The organism is Streptomyces spinosisporus (genome assembly GCF_022698145.1).
GTDB classification, from domain to species: domain Bacteria; phylum Actinomycetota; class Actinomycetes; order Streptomycetales; family Streptomycetaceae; genus Streptomyces; species Streptomyces spinosisporus.
Genome location: NZ_JALDAX010000004.1, coordinates 478,530 through 504,860, shown reverse-complemented (window position 1 = coordinate 504,860; position 26,331 = coordinate 478,530). Strand labels below are relative to the sequence as shown.

Genomic DNA, 26,331 nt, shown 5'->3' with positions numbered 1-26,331 from the left:
ATCTCGTCTGCCACGATCAGACACATGAAGAATTTCGTAGTCAAGACGATCGCCAACGCGGGTGCCCTGGCGGTTGCCGTATGGCTGCTCGACAAGATCACCCTCACCGGTGACAGCACGGGCAAGAAGGCCGGCACCCTGATCATCGTCGCGCTGATCTTCGGCCTGGTGAACTTCCTGGTCAAGCCGATCGTGAAGCTCCTGAGCCTGCCGTTGCTCATCCTGACCCTGGGCCTGTTCACCCTGGTCGTCAACGCCCTGATGCTGATGCTCACTTCGTGGCTGGCCGGCAAGCTCGACCTGAGTTTCCACGTGGAGGGCTTCTGGACCGCGGTGCTGGGCGGCCTGATCGTCTCCATCGTCTCGTGGGCGCTGCACGTCGTCCTGCCCGACGAGGACTGAGCACACGATGGCCTACCGCGTCTGTTTCGTCTGCACCGGCAACATCTGCCGCTCCCCGATGGCCGAGTCCGTCTTCCGGGCCCGCGTCGCGGAGGCCGGGCTCGACGGCCTGGTCGAGGTCGACAGCGCCGGCACCGGCGGCTGGCACGAGGGCGACGGCGCCGACCCGCGCACCGTCTCCGTCCTGCGGGAGAGCGGCTACGGGACGGAGCACCGGGCGCGCCGGTTCGAGGCGTCGTGGTTCTCCCGCCTCGACCTCGTCATCGCCCTGGACTCCGGCCATCTCAGGGCCCTGCGCCGCCTCGCACCCACACCGCAGGACGCGGACAAGGTGCGGCTGCTGCGTTCCTACGACACCGCGGCCGGCGACGACCTCGATGTGCCGGACCCGTACTACGGGGGCATGGACGGATTCGAGGAGTGCCTTGAGATGGTGGAGGCGGCGAGCGAGGGCCTCCTCGCCGCGGTACGCGCGCACGTGGAGGGACAGGCGGCATGAGTGATTCCGCTGAGGGCGGGCCTTCGGGCGACGGGGACGGCACGCGCGCGGTGCGGGCAGGCCTGCCCGAGCCGGTCAAGAACGAGCCGACCCTGCCCGGACCGGTGTTCGCCGCCCACTTCCATCTGCCGGGCGAGGTGGGCGGCCCCTACACCTACGGCCGCGACGAGAACCCCACCTGGACGCTGCTGGAGCGGGCGATCGGAGAGCTGGAGGCGCCCGGGCAGGCGGACGTCGAGACACTCGTCTTCGCCTCCGGCATGGCCGCCGTCTCGTCCGTGCTGTTCTCCCAGCTGCGCGCCGGGGACGCGGTCGTGCTGCCCAGCGACGGCTATCAGGCGCTGCCCCTGGTGCGCGCGCAGCTGGAGGCGTACGGCATTGAGGTGCGGACCGCGCCGACCGGCCAGGACGCGCAGCTCGACGTCCTCGACGGCGCCGGGCTGCTGTGGCTGGAGACGCCCTCGAACCCGGGGCTCGACGTGTGCGACGTCCGGCGCCTCGCTGAGGCGGCACACGCGCGTGGCGCGCTTGTCGCCGTCGACAACACGCTGGCCACACCACTGGGGCAGCGTCCGCTGGATCTCGGTGCCGACTTCGCCGTGGCCAGCGGCACCAAGCAGCTCACCGGACACGGGGACGTACTGCTCGGCTACGTCGTCGGCCGCGACGCCGAGGCCATGGCCGCCGTACGACGCTGGCGCAAGATCGTCGGTGCGATCCCCGGGCCCATGGAGGCCTGGCTCGCGCACCGTTCGATCGCCACGCTCCAGCTGCGCGTCGACCGGCAGTGCGCGACGGCTCTCACGCTCGCCGAGGCACTGCGGGCCCGGCCGGAGGTGACCGGGCTGCGCTACCCGGGGCTCCCCGACGACCCCTCGCACAAGATCGCCTCGCAGCAGATGCGCCGCTACGGGTGCGTGGTGTCCTTCACGCTGCCCACGCGCGCGCGTGCCGAGCGTTTTCTCGACGCGCTGCGGCTCGTGGACGACGCGACCAGCTTCGGCGGGGTGCGGTCCACGGCCGAGCGGCGCGGACGCTGGGGCGGGGACGCGGTGCCGGAGGGGTTCATTCGCTTCTCGGTCGGCGCCGAGGACTCCGAGGACCTGGTGGCGGATGTGCTGCGCGCGCTGGAGGAGTCGGCGCGATGACAGCGTCGGAACCTGCTTTACGGCGCCCGATCCGGCCCTCGCTACGCACAACGGACGGTCCGAGCCTCCCCCCTCGTGGCTCGGACCGTCCTCGGTTCTGCGCGCGAAGAACCGCGCGAACAAGGCTAGTTGACTCTGTGTCAGTGTCCAATCACAGTAGCGACAGAGACCTATCGACTTATTTATAGTTGGGCCCTGCCTTGGGGGCCGGGAGAGGGGCAGGGAACTGGGGAGGGCGAACCATGGATCTGGCCTTGCTGCGCACTTTCGTGACCGTGCACCGGGCCGGCTCCTTCACCCGCGCCGCCGCCCTGCTCGGTCTGTCGCAGCCGGCCGTGACCTCACAGATCCGCACGCTGGAACGGCAGTTGGGGCGCCCTCTTTTTCTTCGGCAGGCTCGCGGGGTCACGCCGACGACCATCGGTGACGAGCTCGCGCACAAGGCCGCTCCGCATCTGGACGCCCTGGTGGAGATCGCCGAGACCGGCATCGACGACGAGTCCTCCTTACGCACGCTGCATCTGGCCGGTCCCCCCGAGTTCACCGCCGAGCGGGCGCTGCCCGCCCTCACGAAGCTGACCGGCGAGGACGGCCAGGGCTTCGCCCTGCGCGCCTCCTTCGGAAATGCCGAGGAAACCCTGGAAGGGCTGGCCGCCGGGCATCACGATCTGGCCATCAGTACGGCTCATCCGCGCGGCGCCCTGCTGACGGCGACTCCGCTCTGCGACGAGGAACACGTCCTGGTCGCCGCTCCGCTCCGGGCCGAACAGATCGGCTTGGAAAATCCGGATCGCAAAGGAGCACCCGCTCTGGAAGACGTCCCCGTCATCGAGGTGCATGAGTCGCTGCCCTTCGTCTCCCGCTACTGGGCCTCCGTCTTCGACTCCCGTCCTGCCGCCCCGGGCACCGTCATCGTGCCGGACCTGCGTGCGGTCCTCGCCTGCGCCGTCGCGGGTGCGGGGCTCGCGGTACTGCCCCGCTATCTGTGTGGGGCGGCTCTGGAACGCGGGGACATCGTCGCCCTGCACGAGCCGGCGGTTCCTCCGCTGCGGACGTACTTCCTGGCGGTGCGCACCGGCACCCTCGCGATGCCCCACATCGCACGGGCTCACGAATGGCTGCTGCGATCCGCGGCGGACTGGTGCTGACCTGCCCTTTCCCGGTGGTCACGGCGTGATTGCGGCCGATGACATCCGGCTATGTTTCACGTGGAACCAACCGGGCCACATTTCCCCCATGACCGTCCGACCCGTGGTCAAGCGCACCGCCCGTGCCGTCCTGCTGGACGGCGACGACCTGATCCTGATCAAGCGCACCAAGCCCGGCGTCGATCCCTACTGGGTCACCCCCGGTGGCGGCGTCGAGCCCAGCGACTCGACCGTCGTCGACGCCCTGCACCGCGAGGTGTACGAGGAGCTCGGCGCCAAGATCACCGACGTGGTGCCCTGCTTCGTGGACACCGTGGAGCACATCGGCGACGACGGCGGTGCGACCGGGGTGAAGGTGCAGCACTTCTTCGTCTGCCACCTGGAGTCCATGGACCCGTCGTTGCGGCACGGCCCCGAAGTGGACGAGCCCGCCGGCGAGTACGAGATCGTACGGGTGCCGTTCACCCGTGTCGGGATCGCCTCCGTGCATCTGGTGCCGCTGTCGCTGCGGCACTACCTGGACGGCAACATCGAGGGCGTACGCGCCATGCACGCACCGGACCTGGGCTGACGCACAGGACCCGCGCCCGCCACCTGACGCCCGCCAGCCGTCAGCCCCGTGCGACGGCCGGCCCTTCCACTGAGTCGTGCCGTATGCGCTCCGACGGGGTGCCGATGTTTTTGAGGGCGTCCACCCCGCTGCGGATCATGCCGGGCGGGCCCGAGAGATAGGCGTCGAACCCGTTCCACGGCCCGTGTTCGCGGATGACGTCCGGAAGACGAAGCCGCGCCTGCTGGTCGACGACCGCGCGGACCGAGAGCCACGCGTGGGACTGCTGGAGCCTGAGCAGGGTGTCGATGTCATACAGGTCATGGTCGGTACGGGCGCCGTAGAACACCTCGACCGGCCGCCGCTCACCGTGTTCAGCCACGTCCTCGATCAGTGCCTCGATGGGCGCTATGCCGGTGCCGCCGCCCAGGCACAGCAGTCCGCAGTCGGTGGTGTGGTCGACGGTCATCGAACCGGCCGGCGGACCGAGACGGATGGTGTCGCCGAGGCGGGCGCGATGCACCAGGGCGGTCGAGACCCAGCCCGCGGGCACAGCTTTCACATGGAACGTCAGCAGGCCGTCGGAGCGGGGTGTCGAGGCGAAGGAGTAGTGCCGCCAGATCCGCGGCCACCACGGCGTCTCCAGGCTTGTGTACTGACCGGCGAGGAAGGGGTAGGGCCGGTCGGGGCGGACCGTGATCACAGCCACGTCCGAAGTCCTGCGATCGTGCGCGACGATCTCGGCGCACCACCATGCCGGGGCACACAGCTCGTCCGCCGCCGCGGCATCGATCATGATCTGCGAGATCTTCGTGTACGCCCGGACCCAGGCCTCCTCCGTCTCCGCGTTCCAACTGCGGGAGGCGTAGCGGTTCAGTGCGCCGATGAGGCACTCGCCGACCGTCGGGTAGTCCTCGGCTCTGGTGCCGTACTTGCGGTGACCTCGGCCGAGACTCTGCAGATGGGCGAGGAGCGCCTCGGTGTCGTCGATGTGCTCGGCAGCTCGGAGCAGAGCCCTGAACAACCGGTCGCGCTGCATGTCCATCGCGGCCGGGAACAGTGAGCGAAGGTCGGGGCGGCGGACGAAGAGCATCGCGTAGAAGTACGAGGTGACCTGTTCGGCGACGGGTGTCACCTCTGCCATCGTCCGGCGGATGAGCAAGGAGTCCCGTGACGGGCTTCGGGCTCTTACCGCGGCGTGGGGCTGCTCGGTCGGAGCGTCCATGGTGTGCCATTCATGTCAACTGCCTCTCTCCGAAGCGTCCCACCGCACACATGAATGCCCGCGCACAACCGTGAAGGCGAGCCTTCGATCTCTGCGACCCGTTAGAATCCCGGCCGCGTTCAACCCATGGAACGCACCAATTCATAGGCCTCCCACAGATCCCCACCCACGTACGAATGTGTGGCGATATCCGCCACATGACGGTCCGCATTGACCGCGACGGAGACCGGAACCGAACCGAACAGGTCCCTGTCCGACAACGAGTCGCCATAGGCAATGCAGTCCGCGCTCGCCACTCCGAACTCCCGGCACAACCGGGCGGCGATCTCCACCTTGGCCGCGGCATTGAGAACTCCGGTCGGATCCACGGGCTCGGTGAACGGCACCGCCGGAAACCGGGATCCATAAGTCGCGTGCGCTCCCCAGCCGATGAGCCGCTCGACAAAGAAGGAGGGTGAGAGCGACACCACGGCGCAGTAATCGCCCACTCGCCGAATTTCCGCCCATACTTCACGGATGCGTTCCAGCCACGGGGCGCCCTCAAAAGCCGCCGCCACATGTGCCTCGGTGAGATCCGCCCAGAGCGTGTACACCTGAGCCGCATACTCCGGAGGCCCTATGAGCCCCTCCGAGATCGCCCGGTCGAGCGCCACGGTCTCGGCTTCCAGCCCCAACTGCCGTGAGATCTCCACGGGCGCCGTCGTACCTTTGAGCAACGTGCCGTCGAGGTCGAAGAGATGAAGTCTCGCCATGGAGTCTGAGGCTAATCCAACGTTTCACGTGAAACACCGACTGCTGTCCGGGACCTGTGCACGTGGCCACGACATGGCCAAAAGCTCCTGCTTCTCGACGTAAACAGGTGGACGGCAAGCGCCACCGTCGGACAGCCTGACCCGCGTGCCGACTGATTCCCTCCCTCTTTTTCCCATCCGCCGTCTGACGCTTCGCGATCTCACCGCCTGCGCCGACTTGTCCGAGGATCGGGGGTGGCCACGTGAGGAGCACAAATGGGGACTCCTCCTCACGGCCGGGCAGGGATACGGCATCGACGACCCCGACGGGGGCCTCGTCAGCGCCTGTGTCGTCACTGAGTACGGGCCACAGGACCATCCCTCTCTCGCGGCCATCGGCATGGTGCTGGTCGCCGAACGCCACGCCCGCCAAGGCGTCGGACGTCGTCTGATGCAGCACGTCATCGCGGCGATGGGGACCACCCCGCTGACCCTGCACGCGACCCCCAACGGTCGCCCGCTCTATGAGCAGATCGGCTTCAAGGTCACCGGTCGCGCCGAGATGCTGAGAGGACACTTCACGCCAGACGGGCAGGAGTCCGAGGTCGTCACGCGTGCGGCCACCGCCGAGGACCTGCCGTCGATCCTCCAGCTCGACGAAGAGGTGTTCGGCGCCGACCGCACACACGTCATCACTCGGCTGCCGGCCTTTGCCGACCGCCTGCGCGTCGCCGAGGAGAACGGACGGCTCATCGGCTATGCCGCTGCCTGGCCCAACATGGACAACCATGTTGTGGGCCCCCTGATCGCCCGGGACACGGAGACGGCGAAAGCTCTCGTCACCTCCCTCGCCGCTCACACCGATCGCCCCCTGCGCACCGACATCGACGTACGGCACGAAGAGCTGCTGGCCTGGGCGAAGGATCGCGGGCTGGCGTCCGTCGCGTTCAACGCCGTGATGACCTATGGCATCCCGGACCTGCCCGGTGACTGGACGAGGCGCTTCGCCCCGCTGACGGTGGCCGCGGGCTGAGTCCTGCCCCTCAAGGGCCGAGTCCTGCCTCAAGGGCCGAGTCCTGTCCTCAAGGGCTGCTGTGCATAGAGTGCGAGCATGGGAGATCTTGAAATACGGCCCGCTACGGCGGACGACCTGCCCGCCATTGTCGCGATGCTCGCCGACGACCCGCTGGGTGCTCAGCGGGAGTCGCCGGACGATCTCACGCCCTATCTGACCGCGTGGGAGCGCCTCGCCTCCGACCCGAGCCAGCATGTGGTCGTCGCGGTCCGAGAGGGTCGTGTGGTCGGCACGCTTCAGCTCACCGTCATTCCCGGACTGTCACGCCGCGGCGCCACCAGGTCGATCATCGAGGGTGTCCGCGTCCATGCCGATGAGCGCGGCAGCGGCCTGGGCACACGGTTCATCGAGTGGGCGATCGACGAATCCAGGCGTCAGGGCTGCCAGTTGGTCCAGCTGACCTCGGACGCCAGCCGTACCGACGCGCATCGCTTCTATGAGCGGCTCGGCTTCACGGCCTCACACGTGGGCTTCAAGCTTCAGTTGTGAGGCCGTGACGTGATGCCTCATGTGCACGTGGTGCGTCATGGTCACGTGGTGCGTCATGGTCACGTGGTGCGCCATGTTTCACGTGAAACAGGGGGCGTGCCGGTCGTCGGCGACTGGGCGATCCCCCGCCATCCCTCCGGATCCACCCCACCCGGCACAGGAGCCCCTTCCTCGTAGGGCTGGCGCGTGAACACGAACGATCCGAGGTCCAGATGGCTCACGGTCCCGTCCGGGCGTCGTACGGGCTTCAGAAGCTCTCCGGCGTAGTAGCCCTCCAGGCCCGTCCAGGTGCCGTCGCCGTTCGCCCTGAAGCGTGAACGGCGGCCACTGCCCGACAGTGGCCCCAGCGAGAGCCCGTCACCGGCCGAGAGGCGCAGGGCGAACGCATGGGTCCCCCAGTACCACGGACCTGCCAACTCCAGTACGGACGACGCTACTTCAGGCAGTGGCCGCCATGGATCGGGAATCCGTGGCTCGGCCTCGGCGACGATCCGCACAAGGTCGGCCCCGACGCTCGACAGCAGAGGGCCGGAGGTGCAGTTGGCCAGCACCACCGCCGCGACATCGTCCTCGACACTGATGGTGAGGTTCGCCAGAAAGCCCGGCAGTGAGCCGGAGTGCCCCACGAGCAGCCGACCGTCCCGGCGCTGGATCTGCAGTCCCAGCCCGTACGCCGCTCCGTCCATCACATCCGCGGCTTCGGACGGCGCCGCGGGCTCCCGCATCTCCCGCACCGTCTCGGCGCTCAGCACCCTGTCGTCGCCCTGCGTCAGGAAGACGGCGAAGCGCGCCAGATCGCCGGTGGTGGACCAGAGCTGACCGGCGGGAGCCATCCGGCCCAGGTCCTCGGCGGGCTCGGGCAGCAGGACGTCGGCCCAGGGATGCACGGCCCAACCCCCCGCATGGGGAGCCTGCGGCTGAGTGCTCGTACGGTCGAGGCCCAAGGGTTCGAGCACTTCACGCCGAAGTACGTCCTCCCACCGGGCCCCACGCAGCTTCTCCACCAGGGCGCCCAGCAGGGTGTAGCCGGGGTTCGAGTAGTGGAAGCGCCGGCCGACCGGGTGAAGGAAGGGCTGCTCGCCCAGGACGTCGGCGAGTTCCGGGCGCAGCGTCCCCGGTGTGCGCTCCCACCACGGGGCGGGCGACTCTGCGGCCAGTCCGCCCGAATGGGCAAGAAGATCGGCGACGGTCGCCTCCCCCGCCCCGGTCCCCGGCAGATGCTTCTCCAGCGGATCACCGAGGTCGAGTGCGCCCTCGTCGCGCAGCCTCAGGACCAGAACTGCGGTGAAGGTCTTGGTGATCGAGCCGATGCGGTACTGCACGTTCTCGTCCGGGCCGTGCCCGTCCACCGAGGTCCGCGCGCCATGCCACACGGCCCGCCCGCCCCTGACCACCGTCGCGGTCAACGACGGCGCACGTCCTTCGGCCTGAGCCACGGCGATCCGATGCAGCAGCGCCCGACGCGTAGCAGGGAGCAGCTCTTCCTGAGGTGTCGTCATGCCCCCAGTCCATCCCGCGAGGCACTCGACCGTCGAGTGCATTTGTGTCGCGCGAGTCTGTGTCCAGTGCGCCTGCGGCCCGCCTCGGCCGGATCAGGTCTGCGCCATGTCCACGAAGCGCGAATAGTGGCCCTGGAAGGCGACCGTGATCGTCGCCGTCGGGCCGTTGCGGTGCTTGGCGACGATCAGGTCCGCCTCGCCAGCGCGCGGCGACTCCTTCTCGTAGGCGTCCTCGCGGTGCAGCAGGATGACCATGTCGGCGTCCTGCTCGATGGAACCGGACTCACGCAGGTCGGAGACCATCGGCTTCTTGTCGGTGCGCTGCTCCGGGCCACGGTTCAGCTGGGAGAGTGCGATGACCGGGATCTCCAGCTCCTTGGCGAGGAGCTTGAGGTTACGGGACATGTCCGAGACCTCCTGCTGACGGTTCTCGGCCCGCTTCGAGCCACCCGACTGCATCAGCTGGAGGTAGTCGATGACGACCAGTCTGATGTCGTTGCGCTGCTTGAGCCGGCGGCACTTGGCGCGGATCTCCATCATCGACAGGTTCGGGGAGTCGTCGATGAACAGCGGTGCGGCCGAGACGTCCGGCATCCGGCGGGCGAGGCGGGTCCAGTCCTCGTCGGTCATGGTGCCCGACCGCATGTGATGCAGCGCCACGCGTGCCTCGGCGGACAACAGGCGCATCGCGATCTCGTTGCGCCCCATTTCGAGGGAGAAGATGACGCTCGGAAGGTTGTGCTTGATCGAGGCGGCCCGCGCGAAGTCCAGCGCGAGCGTGGACTTTCCCATCGCGGGACGGGCGGCGATGACGACCATCTGGCCGGGGTGCAGGCCATTGGTGAGCGAGTCGAAATCGGTGAAGCCCGTCGGCACACCGGTCATCTCGCCGGAGCGGGAGCCGATCGCCTCGATCTCGTCGAGGGCGCCCTCCATGATGTCGCCGAGCGGGAGGTAGTCCTCGCTGGTGCGCTGCTCGGTGACCGCGTAGATCTCGGCCTGGGCGCGGTTGACGATCTCGTCGACGTCGTCGTCGGCCGCGTATCCCATCTGGGTGATGCGGGTGCCGGCCTCGACCAGACGGCGCAGGACCGCGCGCTCGTGCACGATCTCCGCGTAGTACTCGGCGTTGGCCGCCGTCGGTACGGTCTGGACGAGCGTGTGCAGATACGAGGCGCCGCCGACCTTGTTGATCTCGCCGCGCTTGGTGAGCTCTGCGGCGATGGTGATGGGGTCGGCCGGCTCTCCCTGGGCGTAGACGTCGAGGACCGCCTGGAAGATCGTCTCGTGTGCGGGCTTGTAGAAGTCGTGGCCCTTGAGGATCTCGACGACGTCGGCGATGGCGTCCTTGGACAGGAGCATGCCGCCGAGGACGGACTGCTCGGCATCGAGATCCTGGGGCGGCACGCGCTCGAAGGATGTGCCGCCGCCGTCCCATTCGCCGGAGTCCCGGCCTCGGTCGTGCTGCTCGCCGCGACCGCGTTCCCCGTCGCCGCGCCGGCGGGAGGCGGGCAGACGATCGCTGGGACCGCTGTCGGCCCACGGGTCGTCCAAGGGCTCGGAAATGCTCACCGAGCCACCTCCTCCCGTCCGCCCCCGAGCGGACCTAGCCATGCCCTTAGTTCTACGGCACGGCACTGACAAATGAGAGGCCCAACTCCGGTTGACGGGCGTCGGTTTTGGGCTGGTTTCCCTGCCGACCAGCGGAGCGGGCGCCGGACCACGGTAGGCCTGTGGGCGACGTCAGCCAATCTGGTTATCCACAGGCCATGTGGACGACGGCCCGGATGCTGTGGAGAACTCCTCAAAACCTGTGCACGACACGGTGGACAGCCCTGTGAACAAGCGCGACCCTCTCCCGCGGAACACGGTCTGACCTGCACTTTTCCCGTCCACCGGCTGTGCAGAAGAAAAACTTCCCCAGTCGGACCAAGATCTCTTCGAACGATGCCCGAAAGAGCGCCGGGCATCGAAGGAGGTAAGGGTCACAAATACTTTGCATCCCTTACCTGTGGACGATTAGATTGGTGCTCATGACACAGGCTCCCGCGACGGCCAAGGGCACCCGGAGACAGCACGATCGAGAGATCGTCGCACTGGCCGTTCCGGCCTTCGGCGCACTCGTCGCCGAGCCCCTGTTCGTCATGGCCGACAGCGCGATCGTCGGCCACCTCGGCACGGCACAACTCGCAGGCCTCGGCATCGCCTCGGCTCTCCTGACGACAGCGGTCAGCATCTTCGTCTTCCTCGCCTACGCCACCACGGCAGCCGTTGCCCGACGGGTCGGCGCCGGCGATCTTCAGGCCGCCATCCGGCAGGGCATGGACGGCATCTGGCTGGCACTGCTGCTCGGCGCGGCCGTCATAGCCACCGTGCTGCCCACAGCACCGGACCTCGTGGAACTCTTCGGCGCCTCGGACACCGCCGCTCCCTACGCGACCACCTACCTCCGCATCTCCGCCCTCGGTATCCCGGCGATGCTGGTCGTGCTCGCCGCGACCGGTGTCCTGCGCGGCCTGCAGGACACCAGGACCCCGCTCTATGTGGCGGTCGCGGGCTTCGTCGCCAACGCCGCCCTGAACGCCGGCCTGGTCTACGGCGCCGACCTCGGCATCGCGGGATCCGCCTGGGGCACCGTCATCGCCCAATGGGGCATGGCGGCCGTCTACCTCACCGTGGTCGTCAGGGGAGCACGCCGCCACGGAGCCTCCCTGCGTCCCGACGCTTCAGGCATCCGGGCCTCGGCCCAGGCCGGTGTACCCCTGCTGGTCCGCACGCTGTCATTGCGGGCGATCCTGATGATCGCCACCGCCGTCGCGGCCCGTCTCGGTGACGCGGACATCGCCGCTCACCAGATCATCCTCTCCCTGTGGAGCCTGCTGGCGTTCGCCCTCGACGCCATCGCCGTCGCCGGACAGGCCATCATCGGACGCTATCTCGGCGCCGACGACGCCGAAGGCGCTCGAGGAGCGTGCCGTCGGATGGTGGAGTGGGGCATCGCGGTCGGCGTCGTACTCGGCATCCTCGTCGTCGTCACACGCCCCGTGTTCCTCCCTCTGTTCACCAGCGACTCGGTGGTGAAGGACGCGGCCCTGCCCGCTCTGGTGATCGTGGCTCTCTCGCAGCCGATCAGCGGCATCGTCTTCGTCCTGGACGGCGTACTGATGGGCGCGGGCGACGGGCCCTATCTCGCCTGGGCCATGGTGGTCACCCTGGCCGTCTTCACCCCCGTGGCCCTCCTGGTCCCGACCCTCGGGGGCGGCCTCACCGCACTGTGGGGGGCGATGACTCTGATGATGACGGTCCGCATGCTCACGCTCTGGCTGCGCGCTCGCTCGGGACGCTGGATCGTCACCGGCGCGACCCGCTGAGTGTTTCACGTGAAACAAGCGACACGGAGAGGAAGAGCGGGCACGCAAGAGGGGCCGCACCGATGAGGTGCGGCCCCTCTCACAACTGCTCAGCAGAGCGTGCGGCCATCAGGCCGCGACAACCTCGATGTTGACCTTGGCGGCAACCTCGGGGTGCAGACGCACGGACGTCTCGTGGGCGCCCAGCGTCTTGATGGGCGAGCCCAGCTCGATGCGACGCTTGTCGACCTCGGGGCCACCGGAAGCCTTGATCGCGGAAGCGATGTCGGCCGGGGTGACGGAACCGAAGAGGCGACCGGCGTTGCCCGAGCGGACGGCCAGGCGGACCTTGACGCCCTCGAGCTGGGCCTTCACCTGGTTGGCCTGCTCGATGGTCTGGATCTCGTGGATCTTGCGAGCACGACGGATCTGCTCGACGTCCTTCTCGCCGCCCTTGGTCCAGCGGATAGCGAACTTCCGCGGGATCAGGTAGTTGCGAGCGTAACCGTCCTTGACGTCGACGACGTCGCCGGCAGCGCCGAGGCCGGAGACCTCGTGGGTGAGGATGATCTTCATGCGTAAGTCACCCTTCCCTTAGCGCGCGGTGGACGTGTAGGGCAGCAGCGCCATCTCACGGCTGTTCTTGACGGCCGTGGCGACGTCACGCTGGTGCTGCGTGCAGTTGCCGGTCACGCGGCGGGCACGGATCTTGCCGCGGTCGGAAATGAACTTCCGCAGCATGTTCGTGTCCTTGTAGTCCACGTACGTGACCTTGTCCTTGCAGAAAGCGCAGACCTTCTTCTTAGGCTTGCGCACAGGCGGCTTCGCCATGGTGTTTCTCCTGTGTGATCAAGAAGTGTGGGTACGACCCCACCCCTGGGCCCGAGGCCTAGAAGGGGGGTTCGTCCGAGTAGCCGCCACCGCCGCCGCCGGAGTTTCCACCCCAGCCGCCGCCACCGCCGCCCTGGTTGCCACCGGCGGGAGCACCGGTCGCCCACGGGTCGTCGGCGGGAGCGCCGCCGCCCTGCTGGCCGCCGCCGGAGTTCCCACCCCAGCCGCCGCCACCCTGGCCGCCACCGCCGCCGTAACCGCCTTGGCCCTGCCCACCGCGGCCGGTGGTCTTGGTGACCTTGGCCGTGGCGTTGCGCAGGCTGGCGCCGACCTCGTCGACGTCCAGCTCGTAGACCGTGCGCTTGACGCCCTCACGGTCCTCGTAGGACCGCTGCTTCAGCCGGCCCTGCACGATCACGCGCATGCCTCGCTGGAGCGACTCGGCAACGTTCTCCGCCGCCTGACGCCAGACCGAACAGGTCAGGAACAGGCTCTCGCCGTCCTTCCACTCGTTCGTCTGACGGTCGAAGGTGCGCGGAGTGGACGCGACACGGAACTTCGCGACCGCCGCACCGGAAGGGGTGAAGCGCAGCTCGGGGTCATCGACAAGATTGCCGACGACCGTGATGACGGTCTCGCCTGCCATGGGGAACCTCTCGGCGGGTTTGCTGCTGGCTGCTTGTGCTGCTACTCGAATCCCGGGATCAGCTGAGCGGGAGAGCTCAGTGGGTCTCGGGACGGAGGACCTTGGTCCGGAGGACCGACTCGTTCAGGTTCATCTGGCGGTCGAGCTCCTTGACGACCGCAGGCTCGGCCTGCAGGTCGATGACCGAGTAGATGCCCTCGGGCTTCTTCTTGATCTCGTACGAGAGACGACGACGGCCCCAGGTGTCGACCTTCTCCACCTTTCCGTTGCCCTCACGGACGACGGAGAGGAAGTTCTCGATCAGCGGGGAGACAGCGCGCTCCTCGAGATCGGGGTCGAGGATGACCATCACCTCGTAGTGACGCATGTGGAACCCACCTCCTTTGGACTCAGCGGCCACGGTCGTTCCGTGGCAGGAGGGTCGTGATGCGTACGCAACGGTATCGGCCGCCACTGACAATCGGGGGCCGACGAGCGGCATCCCCGGTCTGGCCTGGACGGTTCCCTGGTACTGCCTGGGCAGACACCGGTGCAGACCGTACAGAGTACCCGTCCACCCGCTTCCGGTTGAAATCCGGTCGCGGTGACCGTCAATCTGTACACATCGGGTGTGCATGGCGCTACGATGCGCCGTCTTCCGCAGGAGGTGCCCCATGGCACAGGCATTGCGACCCAACACCGCCGGAGGCCTTTTCGCCACGGACGGAAAGCCCCACCCCATCCAGGACACGCTGCTCGCGGTGACCGTGGTGCTCGGTGTGGTGGCGTTCGTGACCGGTTTCTTCCACGACCTGCACCTGCTCAGCTCCTGGACCGGCCTGGTGGGCCTCATCACCGGGGCCTACGGCCAGTGGATCTCGGAGACGACCCGCGAGCGCTTCGGGCTCATCCTGGGTCTCGGCGCATCGGGCGTCGGTTTCTTCCTCGGCATGGCGCACGGCGGCCTCTTCGGCGGGGTCATCGGCTGACGCCAGGGACACCGTCACTCCAACTCTCCATAAAGCACCACGGAACGCCTCGGCGGCCCACGAGCCGGGGTGCGGGTTCCGTACGCCCACTCGGGCCGCTCGCACGGGCGCAGTAGGCTTCGGCGCGAGAGCCGGAGCCCCTGAACCCATGGGGACACACCAGCCCGAGGAGCGCCCCGAATGAGCCTGACCCTGAGGACGATCAGTCGCGAGCAGCATCTGGCATTCATCCAGAGCCTGCCCTCGGCGAGCCACATGCAGGTTCCGGCCTGGGCCGATGTCAAGGCCGAGTGGCGCTCCGAGAGCCTCGGCTGGTTCGACGAGCGCACGGGCCAGATGGTCGGCGCGGGTCTCGTCCTCTACCGTCAGCTCCCCAAGATCAAGCGCTACCTCGCCTATCTGCCCGAGGGCCCGGTCATCAACTGGTTCGCGCCGAATCTGACCGAGTGGCTGGAACCGATGCTCGCGCACCTCAAGCAGCAGGGTGCCTTCTCCGTGAAGATGGGTCCGCCGGTGATCATCCGGCGCTGGGAGGCCGCCTCCATCAAGAGCGGCATCCAGAACCCCGACGTGAAGCGGCTGCGCGACATCGAGGCCGACTTCATCGAGCCGCGCGCCTTCGAGGTCGCCGACAAGCTGCGGCGCATGGGCTGGCAGCAGGGCGAGGACGGCGGCGCCGGCTTCGGTGACGTCCAGCCGCGCTATGTCTTCCAGGTGCCGCTGGCCAACCGCTCCCTGGAAGAGGTCCACAAGAACTTCAACCAGCTGTGGCGACGCAACATCAAGAAGGCCGAGAAGGCCGGGGTCGAGGTCGTCCAGGGCGGCTACCAGGACCTCGAGGAGTGGCAGCGGCTGTACGAGATCACGGCGGTGCGCGACCACTTCCGGCCCCGCCCGCTGTCGTACTTCCAGCGCATGTGGTCGGCCCTCAACACCGAGGATCCCAACCGCATGCGGCTGTACTTCGCCCGCCACAACGGTGTGAACCTCTCGGCGGCGACCATGCTGATCGTCGGCGGGCACGTCTGGTACTCCTACGGCGCCTCCGACAACATCGGGCGTGAGGTCCGGCCCTCGAACGCGATGCAGTGGCGGATGCTGCGGGACGCCTACGCCCTCGGCGCGACCGTCTACGACCTGCGCGGCATCTCCGACTCCCTGGACGAGACCGACCATCTCTTCGGCCTGATCCAGTTCAAGGTGGGCACGGGCGGCCAGGCCGCCGAGTACCTCGGCGAGTGGGACTTCCCGCTCAACAAGCTGCTCCACAAGGCGCTCGACATCTACATGTCGCGCCGCTGAGCCCCACCGGCCCCGGCCGTTTGCTTCGATGAGTCCGACAGCTTCGTTCGCTTCCATATCTCTGATACACCGCAGCCACGAGAAAGGTTCCGGGTCCGGCCATGGCGCTCACGCTTTACGTCGACACCGCGCGCTGGCGGGCGCACCACAAGCACGTGCAGGAGCAGTTCCCGGGGCTCGTCCCCGTCTGCAAGGGCAACGGCTACGGCTTCGGGCACGAACGGCTGGCTGAAGAGGCCACGCGCCTCGGCTCGGACGTCCTCGCCGTCGGCACGACGTACGAGGCCGCGCGCATCAAGGACTTCTTCGGCGGTGACCTGCTGGTACTGACGCCGTACCGGCGCGGCGAGGAGCCCGTACCACTGCCCGACCGGGTCATCCGCTCCGTGTCGTCCGTGGACGGCGTGTACGGCCTCGTGGGCGCCCGTGTGGTCATCGAGGTCATGTCCTCGATGAAGCGCCACGGCATCAGCGCCCAGGAGCTGCCTCAGCTGCACGCCGCCATAGAGAACATCCGCCTGGAGGGCTTCGCGATCCATCTGCCGCTGGACCGCACGGACGGCTCGGACGCCGTCGAGGAGGTCATCGGCTGGATGGACCATCTGCGCGCGGCCCGGCTGCCGCTGCACACGATGTTCGTCAGCCACCTCAAGGCCGAGGAACTCCACCGGCTGCAGCAGCAGTTCCCGCAGACCCGCTTCCGCGCCCGCATCGGCACGCGGCTGTGGCTGGGGGACCACGAGGCCACCGAGTACCGCGGGGCGGTCCTCGACGTCACGCGCGTCGCCAAGGGGGACCGGTTCGGGTACCGCCAGCAGAGGGCGGCCTCCGACGGCTTCCTGGTGGTCGTGGCGGGCGGCACCTCGCACGGGGTGGGCCTGGAGGCCCCGAAGGCGCTGCACGGCGTCATGCCGCGCGCCAAGGGCGTCGCACGCGCCGGCCTCGCCACGGTGAACCGGAACCTCTCGCCGTTCGTCTGGGGCGGCAAGCAGCGCTGGTTCGCGGAGCCGCCCCACATGCAGGTCTCCATCCTGTTCGTCCCCTCGGACGCACCCGAGCCAAAGGTGGGCGAGGAGCTGGTGGCCCATCTGCGGCACACCACCACGCAGTTCGACCGCATCGTGGACCGCTGAGCAGGGCGCCGAGCGGGCACAACGACCAACAGCCGCAAGGGCGTACACGGGCTTTTCCCGTGTACTTCCTTGCGTTTGGGCCGGCAGAGGGCGTGGGGTCAGCCCCGGTCCCGCCCCGCCTGTTCGCTCACAGCGAACCCTCCGTGGAGGGCGGCGTTCCACGGCTGCCCCACTCCACCTGGGGGCCGTCGAAGTGGGCCGCGTGCCGCGGTTGATGCGCCGCCGAGCCGACGGTGAAGACGTCCTCGGCGCCGTCCAGCACACCGCCCGACGGATCGTCGTCACCAGCACGGCGTACGGGATCCCGGTCCGGCATGAGGATGTCGCGCACGATGACGGCGCACAGGTACAGCGTTCCCAGCAGATGCACGCCGATGGCCCAGTGATAGCCGTCCTGCGGCAGGCCCTTGTGGGCGTCGCCGCTGGTCGTGTAGGCGAGGTACAGCCAGATGCCCAGGAAGTACCCGACCTCGCACGCCTGCCAGATCAGGAAGTCCCGCCACTTCGGACGGGCCAGCGCGGCAAGGGGGACCAGCCACAGCACGTACTGCGGCGAGTAGACCTTGTTGGTGAGGATGAACGCCGCGACGATCAGGAAGGCGAGCTGGGAGAAGCGCGGGCGGCGCGGAGCGGTCATCGTGAGCACCGCGATGCCCACGCAGCACAGCACCACCAGCGCCATGGCCAGATTGTTGACGGTGTCCGTGGTGAGCGGGTTGCTCGAGTTCTGGGCCATGATCAGCCAGAAGGAGCCGAAGTCCACGCCCCGGTCGTGGCTGAACGTGTAGAACTGCGACCAGCCGTCCCAGGCGAAGAGCATCACCGGCAGGTTCACCAGGAGCCAGGCTACGACAGCTCCCGCCAGGGCTTTGCCGAAGTCGCGCCATTTACCCGCGCGCCAGCACAGCAGAAGCAGTGGGCCGAGCAGCAGGACCGGATAGAGCTTGGCGGCCGTGGCAAGCCCCAGGAGGACGCCGAAGGCGAGGGAGCGTCCGCGGGACCACATCAGCATCGCTGCGGCCGTCAGAGCGACCGCCAGCAGGTCCCAGTTGATGGTGGCGGTCAGCGCGAATGCCGGTGCCAGGGCGACCAGCAGTCCGTCCCAGGGGCGGCGGGCGTGCGTACGGGCCACACAGACCGCGATGACGGCCGCGCAGACCATCAGCAGGCCGGCGTTGACCATCCAGTACCACTGCTCCTGGTCCTGGATGCTGCCGCTGCCCGGCGTGAGCCAGGCGGCCACCTCCATGAACACACCGGTCAGCACCGGGTATTCGAGGTACGGCATGTCACCGGAGAGCTTGTCGAAGTACGGCACAAGCCCGTCGGCGAACCCCCGTCCCTGATAAAGATGCGGGATGTCGGAGTAGCACGCCTTCGTGTACTGCGAGCTGGCGCCGAAGAACCAGGCGCCGTTGTAGCAGGGAGCCTTCTGGACCAGTCCGAGGGCGAACATGCCGATCGCCACGAGCGCCACGACCCGGACGGGAGTCCACCAGGACATCCCGAGCAGGGCGCGCCGCCCGATGGGGCCGCCGATCAGCTCGCTGCCGGACGCGGCGATCCCGTCCTCTGTGGTCGGCCGCACCGGGTCCGGTTCGTGCACGCTCGCTTGCGTCGATTCTGCGCTGGGCATGCCGCACATCCTGCCGTACGTGTCTAGGTATACGCCGAGGGCCGCCGCAACCACTCAGGTGCGGCGGCCCTCGTTTCACGTGAAACATGGGCATGTTTCACGTGAAACACCCGTGCCGGGCGTTGTGACGGCTAGCCGCCGTCCTGGCCCCCGAAGAGGCCTCCATTGCCATTACCTCTGCTGTTGCCGGTCCCACCGGATTCCGTGGCCGTCGGCGACGGCGTCACTCCCCCGTCCGTGCCACCCGTGTCCGTGCCACCGGTATCGGTGCACTGCCAGCTGAACCGGCAGGACTCGGTCGGCGTCGGCGTCGGACTCGTCAGCGTCTCGCTGGGCGTCGGAGTCGGCGTCGGGGTGGCTTCCTCGGTCTCACTCACCGTCGGCGTGGGCGTCGGGCTCGGAACGTCGTTGACGATCTCACCGATGGGCTCCGGGACGGGGAACTTCAGCGCCTCCTGTCCCTTCAGAGCCTCTTCCATGTAGTCGTGCCAGATCGTCGACGGGAACGACGCACCATGGATCTTCTTCTGACCGCCCGTTCCATACATCTCGAGGAACGTGCGGTTCTTCTTGCTCTCGTCGTCGTCGTACCGGAACATCGTGATCGCCGTGGACAGCTGCGGGGTGTAGCCCACGAACCAGGCCGACTTGTTGCCGTCAGTGGTACCGGTCTTGCCGGCCACCTCGCGCCCCGGAAGCTGGGCGTTGGTACCGGTTCCCTTGTCGACCACGGTCTTCAGCACGTCGGTGACGTTGTCGGCCACCTGTGAGGTGAAGGCCTGCTTGGCCTTGTCCTCGTGGGTGTAGATCGTGCCGTCCTTGCTCTCCACTTCCTTGACGGAGAACGGCTCGCGCTGCTCGCCGCTGGCCGCGAAGGTGGCGTAGGCACCCGCCATGCGGATCGCGCTCGGGTCGGAGATACCGATCGAGAAGGACGGGTAGCTGGTTCCGGCGAGGCTGTCCTCCTTGAGGCCGGCATCGATGGCCGCCGCCTTCACCTTGTCCAGCCCGACGTCCATGCCGAGTTGCACGAAGGCGGAGTTCACCGACTCACGCATCGCCTCGCGGAGGTCGATGTCGTACCGGGGAGGAGTGCCGTACGACTCGTTGCCGTCGTTCGTCTGCAGCCACTCCTTGCCCTTGTCGTTCTTCCAGACCGTCCCGTCGTACTCCTTGATCTTGAGCCTGTTCTTGCCGCTGTACAGGCTCTTCGGGGAGACCTGGGTGCGCTCGTCCTGCGCCTGCTCCGGGCCCAGGCTCTTGTCCCGCACGCCCCACTTCATCGCCGCCGCCAGCACGAACGGCTTGAAGGTCGAACCGACCTGGGCGCCCGTCTGGTCGGCGTTGTCGGTGAAGTGCTTGGTCGCGTCCTCGCCGCCGTAGATGGCCTCGATGGCGCCGGTTTCCGGGTTGACGGACGCTCCGCCGAACTGGACGTGCGTGTCCGTCTTCGGGCGTTCCTTGGGCTTGATGTTCGCCTTCTGGACCTTGGTGACGGAGGCCTCGAGTTCCTTGACCTTCTTCTTGTCGAAGGTCGTCTTGATCGAGTAGCCACCCTGCTGCAGCTGATCGGCGGTGAGGATCTTGTTGTTGATCAGGTACGCCTTGGCGAGATCGACGAGATAGCCGGTCTGACCCCTGAGGTCGCTGTTGGAACGCGGGTTCTGCACCTTGGGCAGCGTGGTGTACTTCTGCCGCTCCGTGGCGTCCAGGTGCCCGTACGCGACCATCTTGTCGAGCGTGTTCTGCATCTGGACCAGGGCGCGCTTGCTGTTGGCCTCGGGGGTGGCGGACGGGTCGATGGACGTCGCACCCGCCGGGTCGTAGTACGTCGCGCCCTTGAGCATCGCCGACAGGAACGCGCACTGGCCGGCGTTCAGCTTGACGGCGTCCGTGTTGAAGTAGGCACGCGCCGCGGCCTGTATCCCGTAGGCACCGCGCCCGTAGTAGGCCGAGTTGAGATAGCCGGCCATGATCTCGTCCTTCGACTTGGTGGCGCCCACCTTGATCGAGACGAAGATCTCCTTGAACTTACGGGAGATGGTCTGGGACTGGTCGTCCAGCATCGCGTTCTTCACGTACTGCTGCGTGATGGTCGATCCGCCCTGCGTCTCACCGCCCCTGGCCATGTTGAAGACGGCGCGGGCGATGCCCTTGGGGTCGATGCCGCTGTCGGTCTCGAAGGTCTTGTTCTCCTGCGAGATCACGGCGTACTGCATGTTCTTGGGGATCTGCGAGAGGTTGACGATCTGCCGGTTCGTCTCGCCGCCCGTGGCGACCATCTCGCTGCCGTCGGCCCAGTAGAAGACGTTGTTCTGGGCGCTCGCGGTCTTGGCGATGTCCGGCACGCCCACCATGGCGTAGGCGATGCCCGCGACAGCCACCAGGCTGCCGAAGAACCCGATGAAGAGTCCAGTCACCAGCTTCCACGACGGCACCCAGCGCGCGACGCCGTACTTGCCCGCGCGCGGATAGTCGATGACCCGCTTCTTGCCCGGAGGGCCCGTACGCGCCCTGCCCCGGCCCGGTCCGTTCGGGCCACCCGGCGCGCCGCGTCGACCCCCGCGGCCGGGCTCGGCCGCTCGGCGGCGGCCGCCTCCACTCTTCTGTGCCGCGCGGCGGGCTTCGGCTCGGCCACTGTAGGGCCGCTCCTCGCCCTCCGACCCGTATGCGTCGGAGGGAGATCCGGTGGCGCCTCGCGGTGCCGCACGGCGGCCGGAGGACAAGCCGGACTGGCCACGACGGTTCGCGGCGCGTCCTCCTCCCTGCGGCTGCGGCGGTTTGCGACGGTGCTCGCTCATCGAACGACTACTCCTCGGGCAGGCGCACCTTTGCGCGCCTGGAAACGGCGGCTGGTTTCCGGTCCCCCCGAAGTACGGATGTGGTCGATTGCGCATTCACCCGTACGGCACCTAGGACGAGGACGCCCCCTCGCGTCACTCGGTTCCCGGTGATGTGCATGGCGCACAGACTACGCACCGTCAAAACCCTCCGAGGCCAGAAGTTCACCCCAAATCAGGCAACTTGCCTCCGATGAATAAGTGATGTGATCCCGTTCACCGCTTCCCCACTTGTCGCAGCCGGATGGCCGTTCTATCGTGCTGATGTATCGAGTCGATACATCGGAGCGAGATAAAGGCGGGGAGGCGAGGGATGAGCCGGCGTTCCGGGATCCTTGAGTTCGCCGTCCTCGGCCTGCTCCGCGAGTCGCCGATGCACGGCTATGAGCTGCGCAAGCGGCTCAACACGTCACTGGGTGTGTTCCGTGCGTTCAGCTACGGCACGCTCTACCCCTGCCTCAAGACGCTGGTCGCCAACGGCTGGTTGATCGAGGAGTCGGGACACACTCACGAGGACGCCCTCGCCGCTCCACTCGCGGGGCGTCGCGCCAAGATCGTCTACCGGTTGACGGCGGAAGGTAAGGAGCACTTCGAGGAGCTGCTCTCCCAGACGGGCCCGGACGCGTACGAGGACGAGCACTTCGCCGCTCGTTTCGCCTTCTTCGGCCAGACGTCGCGCGACGTCCGCATGCGCGTGCTCGAAGGCCGCCGCAGCCGCCTGGAGGAGCGTCTGGAGAAGATGAGCGCCTCCTTGGCGCGCACCCGGGAGCGCCTCGACGACTACACGCTTGAGCTCCAGCGCCACGGGATGGAGTCCGTGGAGCGCGAAGTGCGCTGGCTGAACGAGCTCATCGAGAGCGAGCGGGCCGGACGGGACCTGAAGGGTCCCGCCTCCGGGGGGCCCGCTCAGCAGAACAACACCACTGGATCGCCGGGCGTCCTGCCCCGGCCCGGGGACACCCCCGGGCCGGATGCGCCCGGCGACACCGCCACGTGAGAGCCCAGTCAGGGCCTCACTCGTACACACAGGGAGCAACCGGAATGGGTTCGGTTCGCGTAGCCATCGTCGGCGTGGGCAACTGCGCCGCGTCGCTGGTGCAGGGAGTCGAGTACTACAAGGACGCCGACCCGGCGTCGAAGGTCCCCGGCCTGATGCATGTGCAGTTCGGTGACTACCACGTGCGTGACATCGAGTTCGTCGCCGCGTTCGACGTCGACGCGAAGAAGGTCGGTCTCGACCTGGCGGACGCGATCGGCGCCTCCGAGAACAACACCATCAAGATCTGCGACGTGCCCAACGCCGGTGTGACGGTTCAGCGCGGCCACACCCTCGACGGCCTCGGCAAGTACTACCGCGAGACCATCGAGGAGTCCGCCGAGGCCCCGGTCGACGTGGTCCAGGTCCTCAAGGACAAGCAGGTCGACGTGCTCGTCTGCTACCTGCCGGTGGGTTCCGAGGACGCGGCGAAGTTCTACGCCCAGTGCGCCATCGACGCCAAGGTCGCGTTCGTCAACGCCCTTCCGGTCTTCATCGCCGGCACCAAGGAGTGGGCGGACAAGTTCACCGAGGCGGGCGTCCCGATCGTCGGTGACGACATCAAGTCGCAGGTCGGCGCCACCATCACGCACCGCGTCATGGCGAAGCTGTTCGAGGACCGCGGCGTCGTCCTGGACCGCACGATGCAGCTGAACGTCGGCGGCAACATGGACTTCAAGAACATGCTCGAGCGCGAGCGCCTGGAGTCCAAGAAGATCTCCAAGACGCAGGCCGTCACCTCCCAGATCCGCGACCGCGAACTCGGCGAGGGCAATGTCCACATCGGCCCGTCCGACTGGGTGGCCTGGCTCGACGACCGCAAGTGGGCCTACGTCCGCCTCGAGGGCCGCGCCTTCGGTGACGTCCCGCTGAACCTGGAGTACAAGCTCGAGGTCTGGGACTCCCCGAACTCCGCGGGTGTCATCATCGACGCCCTGCGCGCCGCGAAGATCGCCAAGGACCGCGGCATCGCGGGCCCGATCCTGTCGGCGTCGTCGTACTTCATGAAGTCCCCGCCGGTCCAGTACTTCGACGACGAGGCCCGCGAGAACGTCGAGAAGTTCATCAAGGGAGAGGTCGAGCGCTGAGGCGCGCGCCGACGCACTGAAAACGCTCCTGCCAGGGCTATGAGGGTCCCCGGGTCACCACCCGGGGACCCTCCCCGTATGTGAGGCTGTGCCCATGGCCGTCGTCCGTGACCTGCGCGCTCTTCTGCGCTTCGCGAACTTCCGGCGCCTGCTCGCCGTACGCCTGCTCTCCCAGGGTGCCGACGGCGTGTACCAGGTCGCACTCGCCGCCTATGTCGTCTTCTCACCGGAGAAGCAGACCTCGGCCGCCGCGATCGCCTCCGCCATGGCGGTCCTGCTGCTCCCGTACTCCCTCGTGGGCCCCTTCGCCGGCGTCCTCCTGGACCGCTGGCGCCGCCGCCAGGTCTTCCTCTACGGCAATCTGCTGCGCGCCGCGATGGCAACGGCGACGGCCGTCCTGATCCTCAGCCATGTCCCGGACTGGCTCTTCTACCTCTCCGCCCTCTGCGTCACCGCCGTCAACCGCTTCGTCCTCGCAGGGCTGTCCGCGGCGCTGCCGCGCGTCGTGGACCACGAGCGCCTCGTGATGGCCAACTCCCTCTCGCCGACCGCCGGTACGCTCGCCGCGACCGCCGGCGGCGGACTCGCCTTCGTCGTCCGGCTGGTGGTGGCGGACTCCGACGCGGCCGTGGTGCTGGTCGGGGCGGTCCTGTATCTGTGTGCGGCGCTGGCATCCCTGCGCTTTGCGCCCGGACAGCTGGGGCCGGAGCCCGAGTTGGTGCAGCCCCGCCTCTCGGCGGCGCTCCGCGGCACCGCACGCGACCTGGCGGCGGCTCTACGGCATCTCGCGGCCCCACGGCGTCGGGAGGCCGCGTGGGCACTGCTGACGATGACCCTGATGCGCTTCTGCTACGGCGCCCTGCTCGTCATGCTTCTGATGCTCTGCCGGTACGCCTTCGCCTCGAACACGGAGGACGGACTGCGGCTGCTGGGGCTCGCGTTGGGGACGTCGGCCGCCGGCTTCTTCGTGGCGGCCGCGGTGACGCCCTGGGCCGCAGGACGGCTCGGACCGGGCCGTTGGATAGTCGTCTGCGCCGCATCGGCAGCGGTCCTGGAACCCACGCTCGGTCTTCCGTTCGCCGTCGGCCCCATGCTCGTCGCGACATTCGTCCTGGGACTCACGACGCAGGGGGCGAAGATCGCGACGGACACGGTCGTGCAGTCCTCCGTGGACGACGGCTTCCGCGGCCGGATCTTCTCCGTCTACGACGTGCTCTTCAACGTCGCCTTCGTCGGTGCCGCCGCGGTGGCCGCGCTGATGCTGCCGCCGGACGGCCGTTCCGTAACGCTGACGGTCACAGTCGCCCTCGTCTACGGGGCAGTTGCTGCCGCTATGGCCCGCTTTGAACGACAGTGAGTGTCACATCAAAGCCACAGAGTCCCCCTCGAGTGCAGGAGTGTCACTGAACCCCTGTAACTTACGTGCGTCTTACGCGCCTCTTATGTGCGCCGCTCACCAACTCATTTAGGGGGACCCCCAAGTGACGACTCCGCCTCCCCAGGGCCAGAACCCATTCGCACAGGGCCAGCAGCCGTACGGCCAGCCCCAGGCTCAGGCCCCGTACCCGTCCCAGGGCGGCTACCCCCAGCAGCCGGGGCAGCCTGGGTTCCCCCCGCAGGGCGGAGCGCCGTATGCGCCGGTTCCGCCGTCACCCCCCACCAAGCGCTTCAACAAGAAGCTGCTGCGCATCGTCGGGATCATCGTCCTCGCGATAATCATCGGCGTGGTCAAGTGGCAGCTGGGGAAGACCGATGCAGAGACGACGTCGGTGGGCAGCTGCCTGCACAACCAAGGCACCCAGTCCGACCCGAAGCTGAAGACAGTCGACTGCTCCTCGGGTGACGCCCAGTACAAGGTCGTTGAGAAGTTCGACGACACCAGCGACGACAGTAAGTGTGACGCCGTCAAGGAAGCCGAGATCGCCTACTACCAGACGGGCGACAACCACGATGTCGTCCTCTGCCTGAAGGCAGTCAAGTAGGACGGGACTAGCTCACGAAGGGGCGATGTTTCACGTGAAACATCGCCCCTTCGCATGCCCAGAGACCCCGCCGTCCAATACGGAGAGCTACCCGCCGTCAACGCATTGCGCCACTCCCACGAGGAAGGCGCGGCCGACGCTCTCAACGCGTTCCAGCATCTGACACGAGCCGAGCAGAACAAGTTCATCGACTACCTGCACGACCCGGCGCTACTCAATGCGTTTCTCGACAAGGCCGCGGTCCACGACGAGAGAGTTTCCACCCACGTCCGCAATGTCAGCAGTGCAATCTCGCTCCGCAACGGCGACGTCACCGTCGAGCAGAAGCGCGTTGTCAGCGGCTTGGCCGCCGGCGCTCGCCCCCTGCCCAAGGGAAACCACACGGTGACGTACACCACCTACGTCAAGTACTTCGGCGTGAAGGTCATCAAGCTCAACCTGTCGGTCGACTTCCACAGCAACGGCCATGACATCACCAAGGTGAACGATGCCGACACCAGCAAGAAGAACTTGAGTGGTGTCATCAACATCTCCCACGCCATCCCGAAGAAGTCACTGAGCAACTGGAGTTGGTGCCCGCGTGGACGTCACTGTTCCCGTGGTCACCACGCGGACGCTTCGGTCATCTGGGAGGGGAGCCTGGTGTTCCGGGGATCGACCTTCCAGGTCGACAAGAAGCAGTGGATGAGGGCCAACGTCTACGGCAAGCTCGACGACTACTACCTCAAGAACGTGTAGCACCTCAGGAGTTGC

The 26,331-nt window shown here is 67.7% G+C and carries 26 protein-coding genes; 16 read left to right on the top strand and 10 right to left on the bottom strand.

What is annotated here, in order from left to right:
• The first annotated feature begins 24 nt into the window (after nt 1-24).
• The 5 genes from MQN93_RS13920 to MQN93_RS13900 all read left to right on the top strand — a co-directional run bounded on the left by MQN93_RS13920 (nt 25) and on the right by MQN93_RS13900 (nt 3,768).
• A complete protein-coding gene (locus MQN93_RS13920) occupies nt 25-402 on the top strand; it encodes a phage holin family protein (RefSeq protein ID WP_016437005.1) in 378 nt (125 codons plus the stop codon).
• Nucleotides 403-409: 7 nt separating this feature from the next.
• A complete protein-coding gene (locus MQN93_RS13915) occupies nt 410-901 on the top strand; it encodes a low molecular weight protein-tyrosine-phosphatase (protein ID WP_242709709.1) in 492 nt (163 codons plus the stop codon).
• Nucleotides 898-2,049 (top strand): cystathionine gamma-lyase, encoded by a 1,152-nt coding sequence (locus MQN93_RS13910; RefSeq protein ID WP_242709708.1) that lies wholly within the window; start codon nt 898-900, stop codon nt 2,047-2,049. Before MQN93_RS13915 ends, MQN93_RS13910 begins: the two co-directional genes overlap by 4 nt.
• 242 nt (nt 2,050-2,291) lie before the next feature.
• On the top strand, nt 2,292-3,197 hold the full coding sequence (locus MQN93_RS13905; protein WP_242709707.1) for a LysR family transcriptional regulator: 906 nt from the start codon (nt 2,292-2,294) through the stop codon (nt 3,195-3,197).
• A gap of 88 nt (nt 3,198-3,285) precedes the next feature.
• The gene (locus tag MQN93_RS13900; protein WP_016437009.1) at nt 3,286-3,768 is read left to right on the top strand and encodes an NUDIX domain-containing protein; all 483 of its coding nucleotides are present in this window, start codon (nt 3,286-3,288) and stop codon (nt 3,766-3,768) included.
• Nucleotides 3,769-3,808: 40 nt separating this feature from the next.
• On the opposite strand, the gene MQN93_RS13895 is transcribed toward MQN93_RS13900, so the two are convergent.
• Entirely contained in the window at nt 3,809-4,972 is a 1,164-nt protein-coding gene (locus tag MQN93_RS13895; RefSeq protein WP_242709706.1) for a globin domain-containing protein, read from the bottom strand.
• Nucleotides 4,973-5,091: 119 nt separating this feature from the next.
• Nucleotides 5,092-5,724: an HAD family hydrolase gene (locus MQN93_RS13890; RefSeq protein ID WP_242709705.1), complete on the bottom strand. Its 633-nt coding sequence runs from the start codon at nt 5,722-5,724 to the stop codon at nt 5,092-5,094.
• A gap of 145 nt (nt 5,725-5,869) precedes the next feature.
• Between MQN93_RS13890 and MQN93_RS13885 the strand changes: the two genes are divergently transcribed.
• Nucleotides 5,870-6,736, top strand: coding sequence for a GNAT family N-acetyltransferase (locus tag MQN93_RS13885; protein ID WP_242709704.1), 867 nt, complete (start codon nt 5,870-5,872; stop codon nt 6,734-6,736).
• A 78-nt stretch (nt 6,737-6,814) separates the two neighbouring features.
• Complete coding sequence (locus MQN93_RS13880; protein ID WP_242709703.1) at nt 6,815-7,267, top strand: GNAT family N-acetyltransferase; 453 nt, start codon at nt 6,815-6,817, stop codon at nt 7,265-7,267.
• Nucleotides 7,268-7,326: 59 nt separating this feature from the next.
• Here the strand turns inward: MQN93_RS13880 and MQN93_RS13875 are convergent, their stop codons facing one another.
• Nucleotides 7,327-8,766 carry a serine hydrolase domain-containing protein gene (locus MQN93_RS13875; protein ID WP_242709702.1) on the bottom strand — a complete coding sequence of 480 codons (1,440 nt, stop codon included), beginning with the start codon at nt 8,764-8,766 and terminating at the stop codon, nt 7,327-7,329.
• A gap of 93 nt (nt 8,767-8,859) precedes the next feature.
• A complete protein-coding gene (gene dnaB / locus MQN93_RS13870; RefSeq protein WP_242709701.1) occupies nt 8,860-10,338 on the bottom strand; it encodes a replicative DNA helicase in 1,479 nt (492 codons plus the stop codon).
• 452 nt (nt 10,339-10,790) lie between these two features.
• Here dnaB and MQN93_RS13865 point away from each other — a divergent pair, with 452 nt between their 5' ends.
• Nucleotides 10,791-12,137 carry an MATE family efflux transporter gene (locus MQN93_RS13865; protein ID WP_372504349.1) on the top strand — a complete coding sequence of 449 codons (1,347 nt, stop codon included), beginning with the start codon at nt 10,791-10,793 and terminating at the stop codon, nt 12,135-12,137.
• A 108-nt stretch (nt 12,138-12,245) separates the two neighbouring features.
• Here MQN93_RS13865 and rplI read toward each other — a convergent pair whose 3' ends face one another.
• From rplI to rpsF, 4 genes are all read right to left on the bottom strand, one after another.
• Nucleotides 12,246-12,692 carry a 50S ribosomal protein L9 gene (gene rplI, locus MQN93_RS13860; protein ID WP_016437017.1) on the bottom strand — a complete coding sequence of 149 codons (447 nt, stop codon included), beginning with the start codon at nt 12,690-12,692 and terminating at the stop codon, nt 12,246-12,248.
• Nucleotides 12,693-12,710: 18 nt separating this feature from the next.
• Nucleotides 12,711-12,947, bottom strand: a complete 237-nt coding sequence (rpsR, locus tag MQN93_RS13855; protein ID WP_003949403.1) for a 30S ribosomal protein S18 — start codon at nt 12,945-12,947, stop codon at nt 12,711-12,713.
• Between the two features lie 58 nt (nt 12,948-13,005).
• Entirely contained in the window at nt 13,006-13,593 is a 588-nt protein-coding gene (locus tag MQN93_RS13850) for a single-stranded DNA-binding protein (protein ID WP_242709699.1), read from the bottom strand.
• A 76-nt stretch (nt 13,594-13,669) separates the two neighbouring features.
• The gene (gene rpsF, locus MQN93_RS13845) at nt 13,670-13,960 is read right to left on the bottom strand and encodes a 30S ribosomal protein S6 (protein ID WP_006604399.1); all 291 of its coding nucleotides are present in this window, start codon (nt 13,958-13,960) and stop codon (nt 13,670-13,672) included.
• 286 nt (nt 13,961-14,246) lie between these two features.
• On the opposite strand from rpsF, the gene MQN93_RS13840 reads away from it, so the two are divergent.
• The 3 genes from MQN93_RS13840 (at nt 14,247) to MQN93_RS13830 (ending at nt 16,996) form a co-directional block, all read left to right on the top strand.
• On the top strand, nt 14,247-14,561 hold the full coding sequence (locus tag MQN93_RS13840; RefSeq protein ID WP_016437020.1) for a hypothetical protein: 315 nt from the start codon (nt 14,247-14,249) through the stop codon (nt 14,559-14,561).
• Nucleotides 14,562-14,741: 180 nt separating this feature from the next.
• Nucleotides 14,742-15,863, top strand: a complete 1,122-nt coding sequence (gene femX / locus MQN93_RS13835; RefSeq protein WP_016437021.1) for a peptidoglycan bridge formation glycyltransferase FemX — start codon at nt 14,742-14,744, stop codon at nt 15,861-15,863.
• A 101-nt stretch (nt 15,864-15,964) separates the two neighbouring features.
• Nucleotides 15,965-16,996 carry an alanine racemase gene (locus MQN93_RS13830; protein ID WP_016437022.1) on the top strand — a complete coding sequence of 344 codons (1,032 nt, stop codon included), beginning with the start codon at nt 15,965-15,967 and terminating at the stop codon, nt 16,994-16,996.
• Nucleotides 16,997-17,123: 127 nt separating this feature from the next.
• On the opposite strand, the gene MQN93_RS13825 is transcribed toward MQN93_RS13830, so the two are convergent.
• Nucleotides 17,124-18,632 (bottom strand): glycosyltransferase family 87 protein, encoded by a 1,509-nt coding sequence (locus tag MQN93_RS13825; RefSeq protein WP_242709698.1) that lies wholly within the window; start codon nt 18,630-18,632, stop codon nt 17,124-17,126.
• Nucleotides 18,633-18,763: 131 nt separating this feature from the next.
• Nucleotides 18,764-21,433 (bottom strand): transglycosylase domain-containing protein, encoded by a 2,670-nt coding sequence (locus MQN93_RS13820; RefSeq protein WP_016437024.1) that lies wholly within the window; start codon nt 21,431-21,433, stop codon nt 18,764-18,766.
• A gap of 352 nt (nt 21,434-21,785) precedes the next feature.
• Between MQN93_RS13820 and MQN93_RS13815 the strand changes: the two genes are divergently transcribed.
• The 5 genes from MQN93_RS13815 (at nt 21,786) to MQN93_RS13795 (ending at nt 26,316) form a co-directional block, all read left to right on the top strand.
• Entirely contained in the window at nt 21,786-22,469 is a 684-nt protein-coding gene (locus MQN93_RS13815; protein ID WP_242709697.1) for a PadR family transcriptional regulator, read from the top strand.
• Nucleotides 22,470-22,513: 44 nt separating this feature from the next.
• Nucleotides 22,514-23,596, top strand: coding sequence for an inositol-3-phosphate synthase (locus tag MQN93_RS13810; RefSeq protein WP_016437026.1), 1,083 nt, complete (start codon nt 22,514-22,516; stop codon nt 23,594-23,596).
• A gap of 94 nt (nt 23,597-23,690) precedes the next feature.
• The gene (locus MQN93_RS13805) at nt 23,691-24,953 is read left to right on the top strand and encodes an MFS transporter (RefSeq protein WP_242709696.1); all 1,263 of its coding nucleotides are present in this window, start codon (nt 23,691-23,693) and stop codon (nt 24,951-24,953) included.
• Nucleotides 24,954-25,077: 124 nt separating this feature from the next.
• The gene (locus MQN93_RS13800; protein ID WP_242709695.1) at nt 25,078-25,578 is read left to right on the top strand and encodes an LppU/SCO3897 family protein; all 501 of its coding nucleotides are present in this window, start codon (nt 25,078-25,080) and stop codon (nt 25,576-25,578) included.
• A 54-nt stretch (nt 25,579-25,632) separates the two neighbouring features.
• Nucleotides 25,633-26,316, top strand: a complete 684-nt coding sequence (locus tag MQN93_RS13795; protein ID WP_242709694.1) for a hypothetical protein — start codon at nt 25,633-25,635, stop codon at nt 26,314-26,316.
• Nucleotides 26,317-26,331: the final 15 nt, after the last annotated feature.

Coding starts and splice junctions, on each gene's coding strand:
- femX (WP_016437021.1), top strand. CDS start 14,742: ATGAGCCTGACCCTGAGGACGATCAGTCGCGAGCAGCATCTGGCATTC.
- MQN93_RS13895 (WP_242709706.1), bottom strand. CDS start 4,972: ATGGACGCTCCGACCGAGCAGCCCCACGCCGCGGTAAGAGCCCGAAGC.
- MQN93_RS13880 (WP_242709703.1), top strand. CDS start 6,815: ATGGGAGATCTTGAAATACGGCCCGCTACGGCGGACGACCTGCCCGCC.
- rplI (WP_016437017.1), bottom strand. CDS start 12,692: ATGAAGATCATCCTCACCCACGAGGTCTCCGGCCTCGGCGCTGCCGGC.
- MQN93_RS13850 (WP_242709699.1), bottom strand. CDS start 13,593: ATGGCAGGCGAGACCGTCATCACGGTCGTCGGCAATCTTGTCGATGAC.
- MQN93_RS13810 (WP_016437026.1), top strand. CDS start 22,514: ATGGGTTCGGTTCGCGTAGCCATCGTCGGCGTGGGCAACTGCGCCGCG.
- MQN93_RS13910 (WP_242709708.1), top strand. CDS start 898: ATGAGTGATTCCGCTGAGGGCGGGCCTTCGGGCGACGGGGACGGCACG.
- MQN93_RS13815 (WP_242709697.1), top strand. CDS start 21,786: ATGAGCCGGCGTTCCGGGATCCTTGAGTTCGCCGTCCTCGGCCTGCTC.
- MQN93_RS13915 (WP_242709709.1), top strand. CDS start 410: ATGGCCTACCGCGTCTGTTTCGTCTGCACCGGCAACATCTGCCGCTCC.
- MQN93_RS13920 (WP_016437005.1), top strand. CDS start 25: ATGAAGAATTTCGTAGTCAAGACGATCGCCAACGCGGGTGCCCTGGCG.
- rpsR (WP_003949403.1), bottom strand. CDS start 12,947: ATGGCGAAGCCGCCTGTGCGCAAGCCTAAGAAGAAGGTCTGCGCTTTC.
- MQN93_RS13840 (WP_016437020.1), top strand. CDS start 14,247: ATGGCACAGGCATTGCGACCCAACACCGCCGGAGGCCTTTTCGCCACG.
- MQN93_RS13905 (WP_242709707.1), top strand. CDS start 2,292: ATGGATCTGGCCTTGCTGCGCACTTTCGTGACCGTGCACCGGGCCGGC.
- MQN93_RS13900 (WP_016437009.1), top strand. CDS start 3,286: ATGACCGTCCGACCCGTGGTCAAGCGCACCGCCCGTGCCGTCCTGCTG.
- MQN93_RS13875 (WP_242709702.1), bottom strand. CDS start 8,766: ATGACGACACCTCAGGAAGAGCTGCTCCCTGCTACGCGTCGGGCGCTG.
- rpsF (WP_006604399.1), bottom strand. CDS start 13,960: ATGCGTCACTACGAGGTGATGGTCATCCTCGACCCCGATCTCGAGGAG.
- MQN93_RS13830 (WP_016437022.1), top strand. CDS start 15,965: ATGGCGCTCACGCTTTACGTCGACACCGCGCGCTGGCGGGCGCACCAC.
- MQN93_RS13890 (WP_242709705.1), bottom strand. CDS start 5,724: ATGGCGAGACTTCATCTCTTCGACCTCGACGGCACGTTGCTCAAAGGT.
- MQN93_RS13795 (WP_242709694.1), top strand. CDS start 25,633: ATGCCCAGAGACCCCGCCGTCCAATACGGAGAGCTACCCGCCGTCAAC.
- MQN93_RS13805 (WP_242709696.1), top strand. CDS start 23,691: ATGGCCGTCGTCCGTGACCTGCGCGCTCTTCTGCGCTTCGCGAACTTC.
- MQN93_RS13820 (WP_016437024.1), bottom strand. CDS start 21,433: ATGAGCGAGCACCGTCGCAAACCGCCGCAGCCGCAGGGAGGAGGACGC.
- MQN93_RS13825 (WP_242709698.1), bottom strand. CDS start 18,632: ATGCCCAGCGCAGAATCGACGCAAGCGAGCGTGCACGAACCGGACCCG.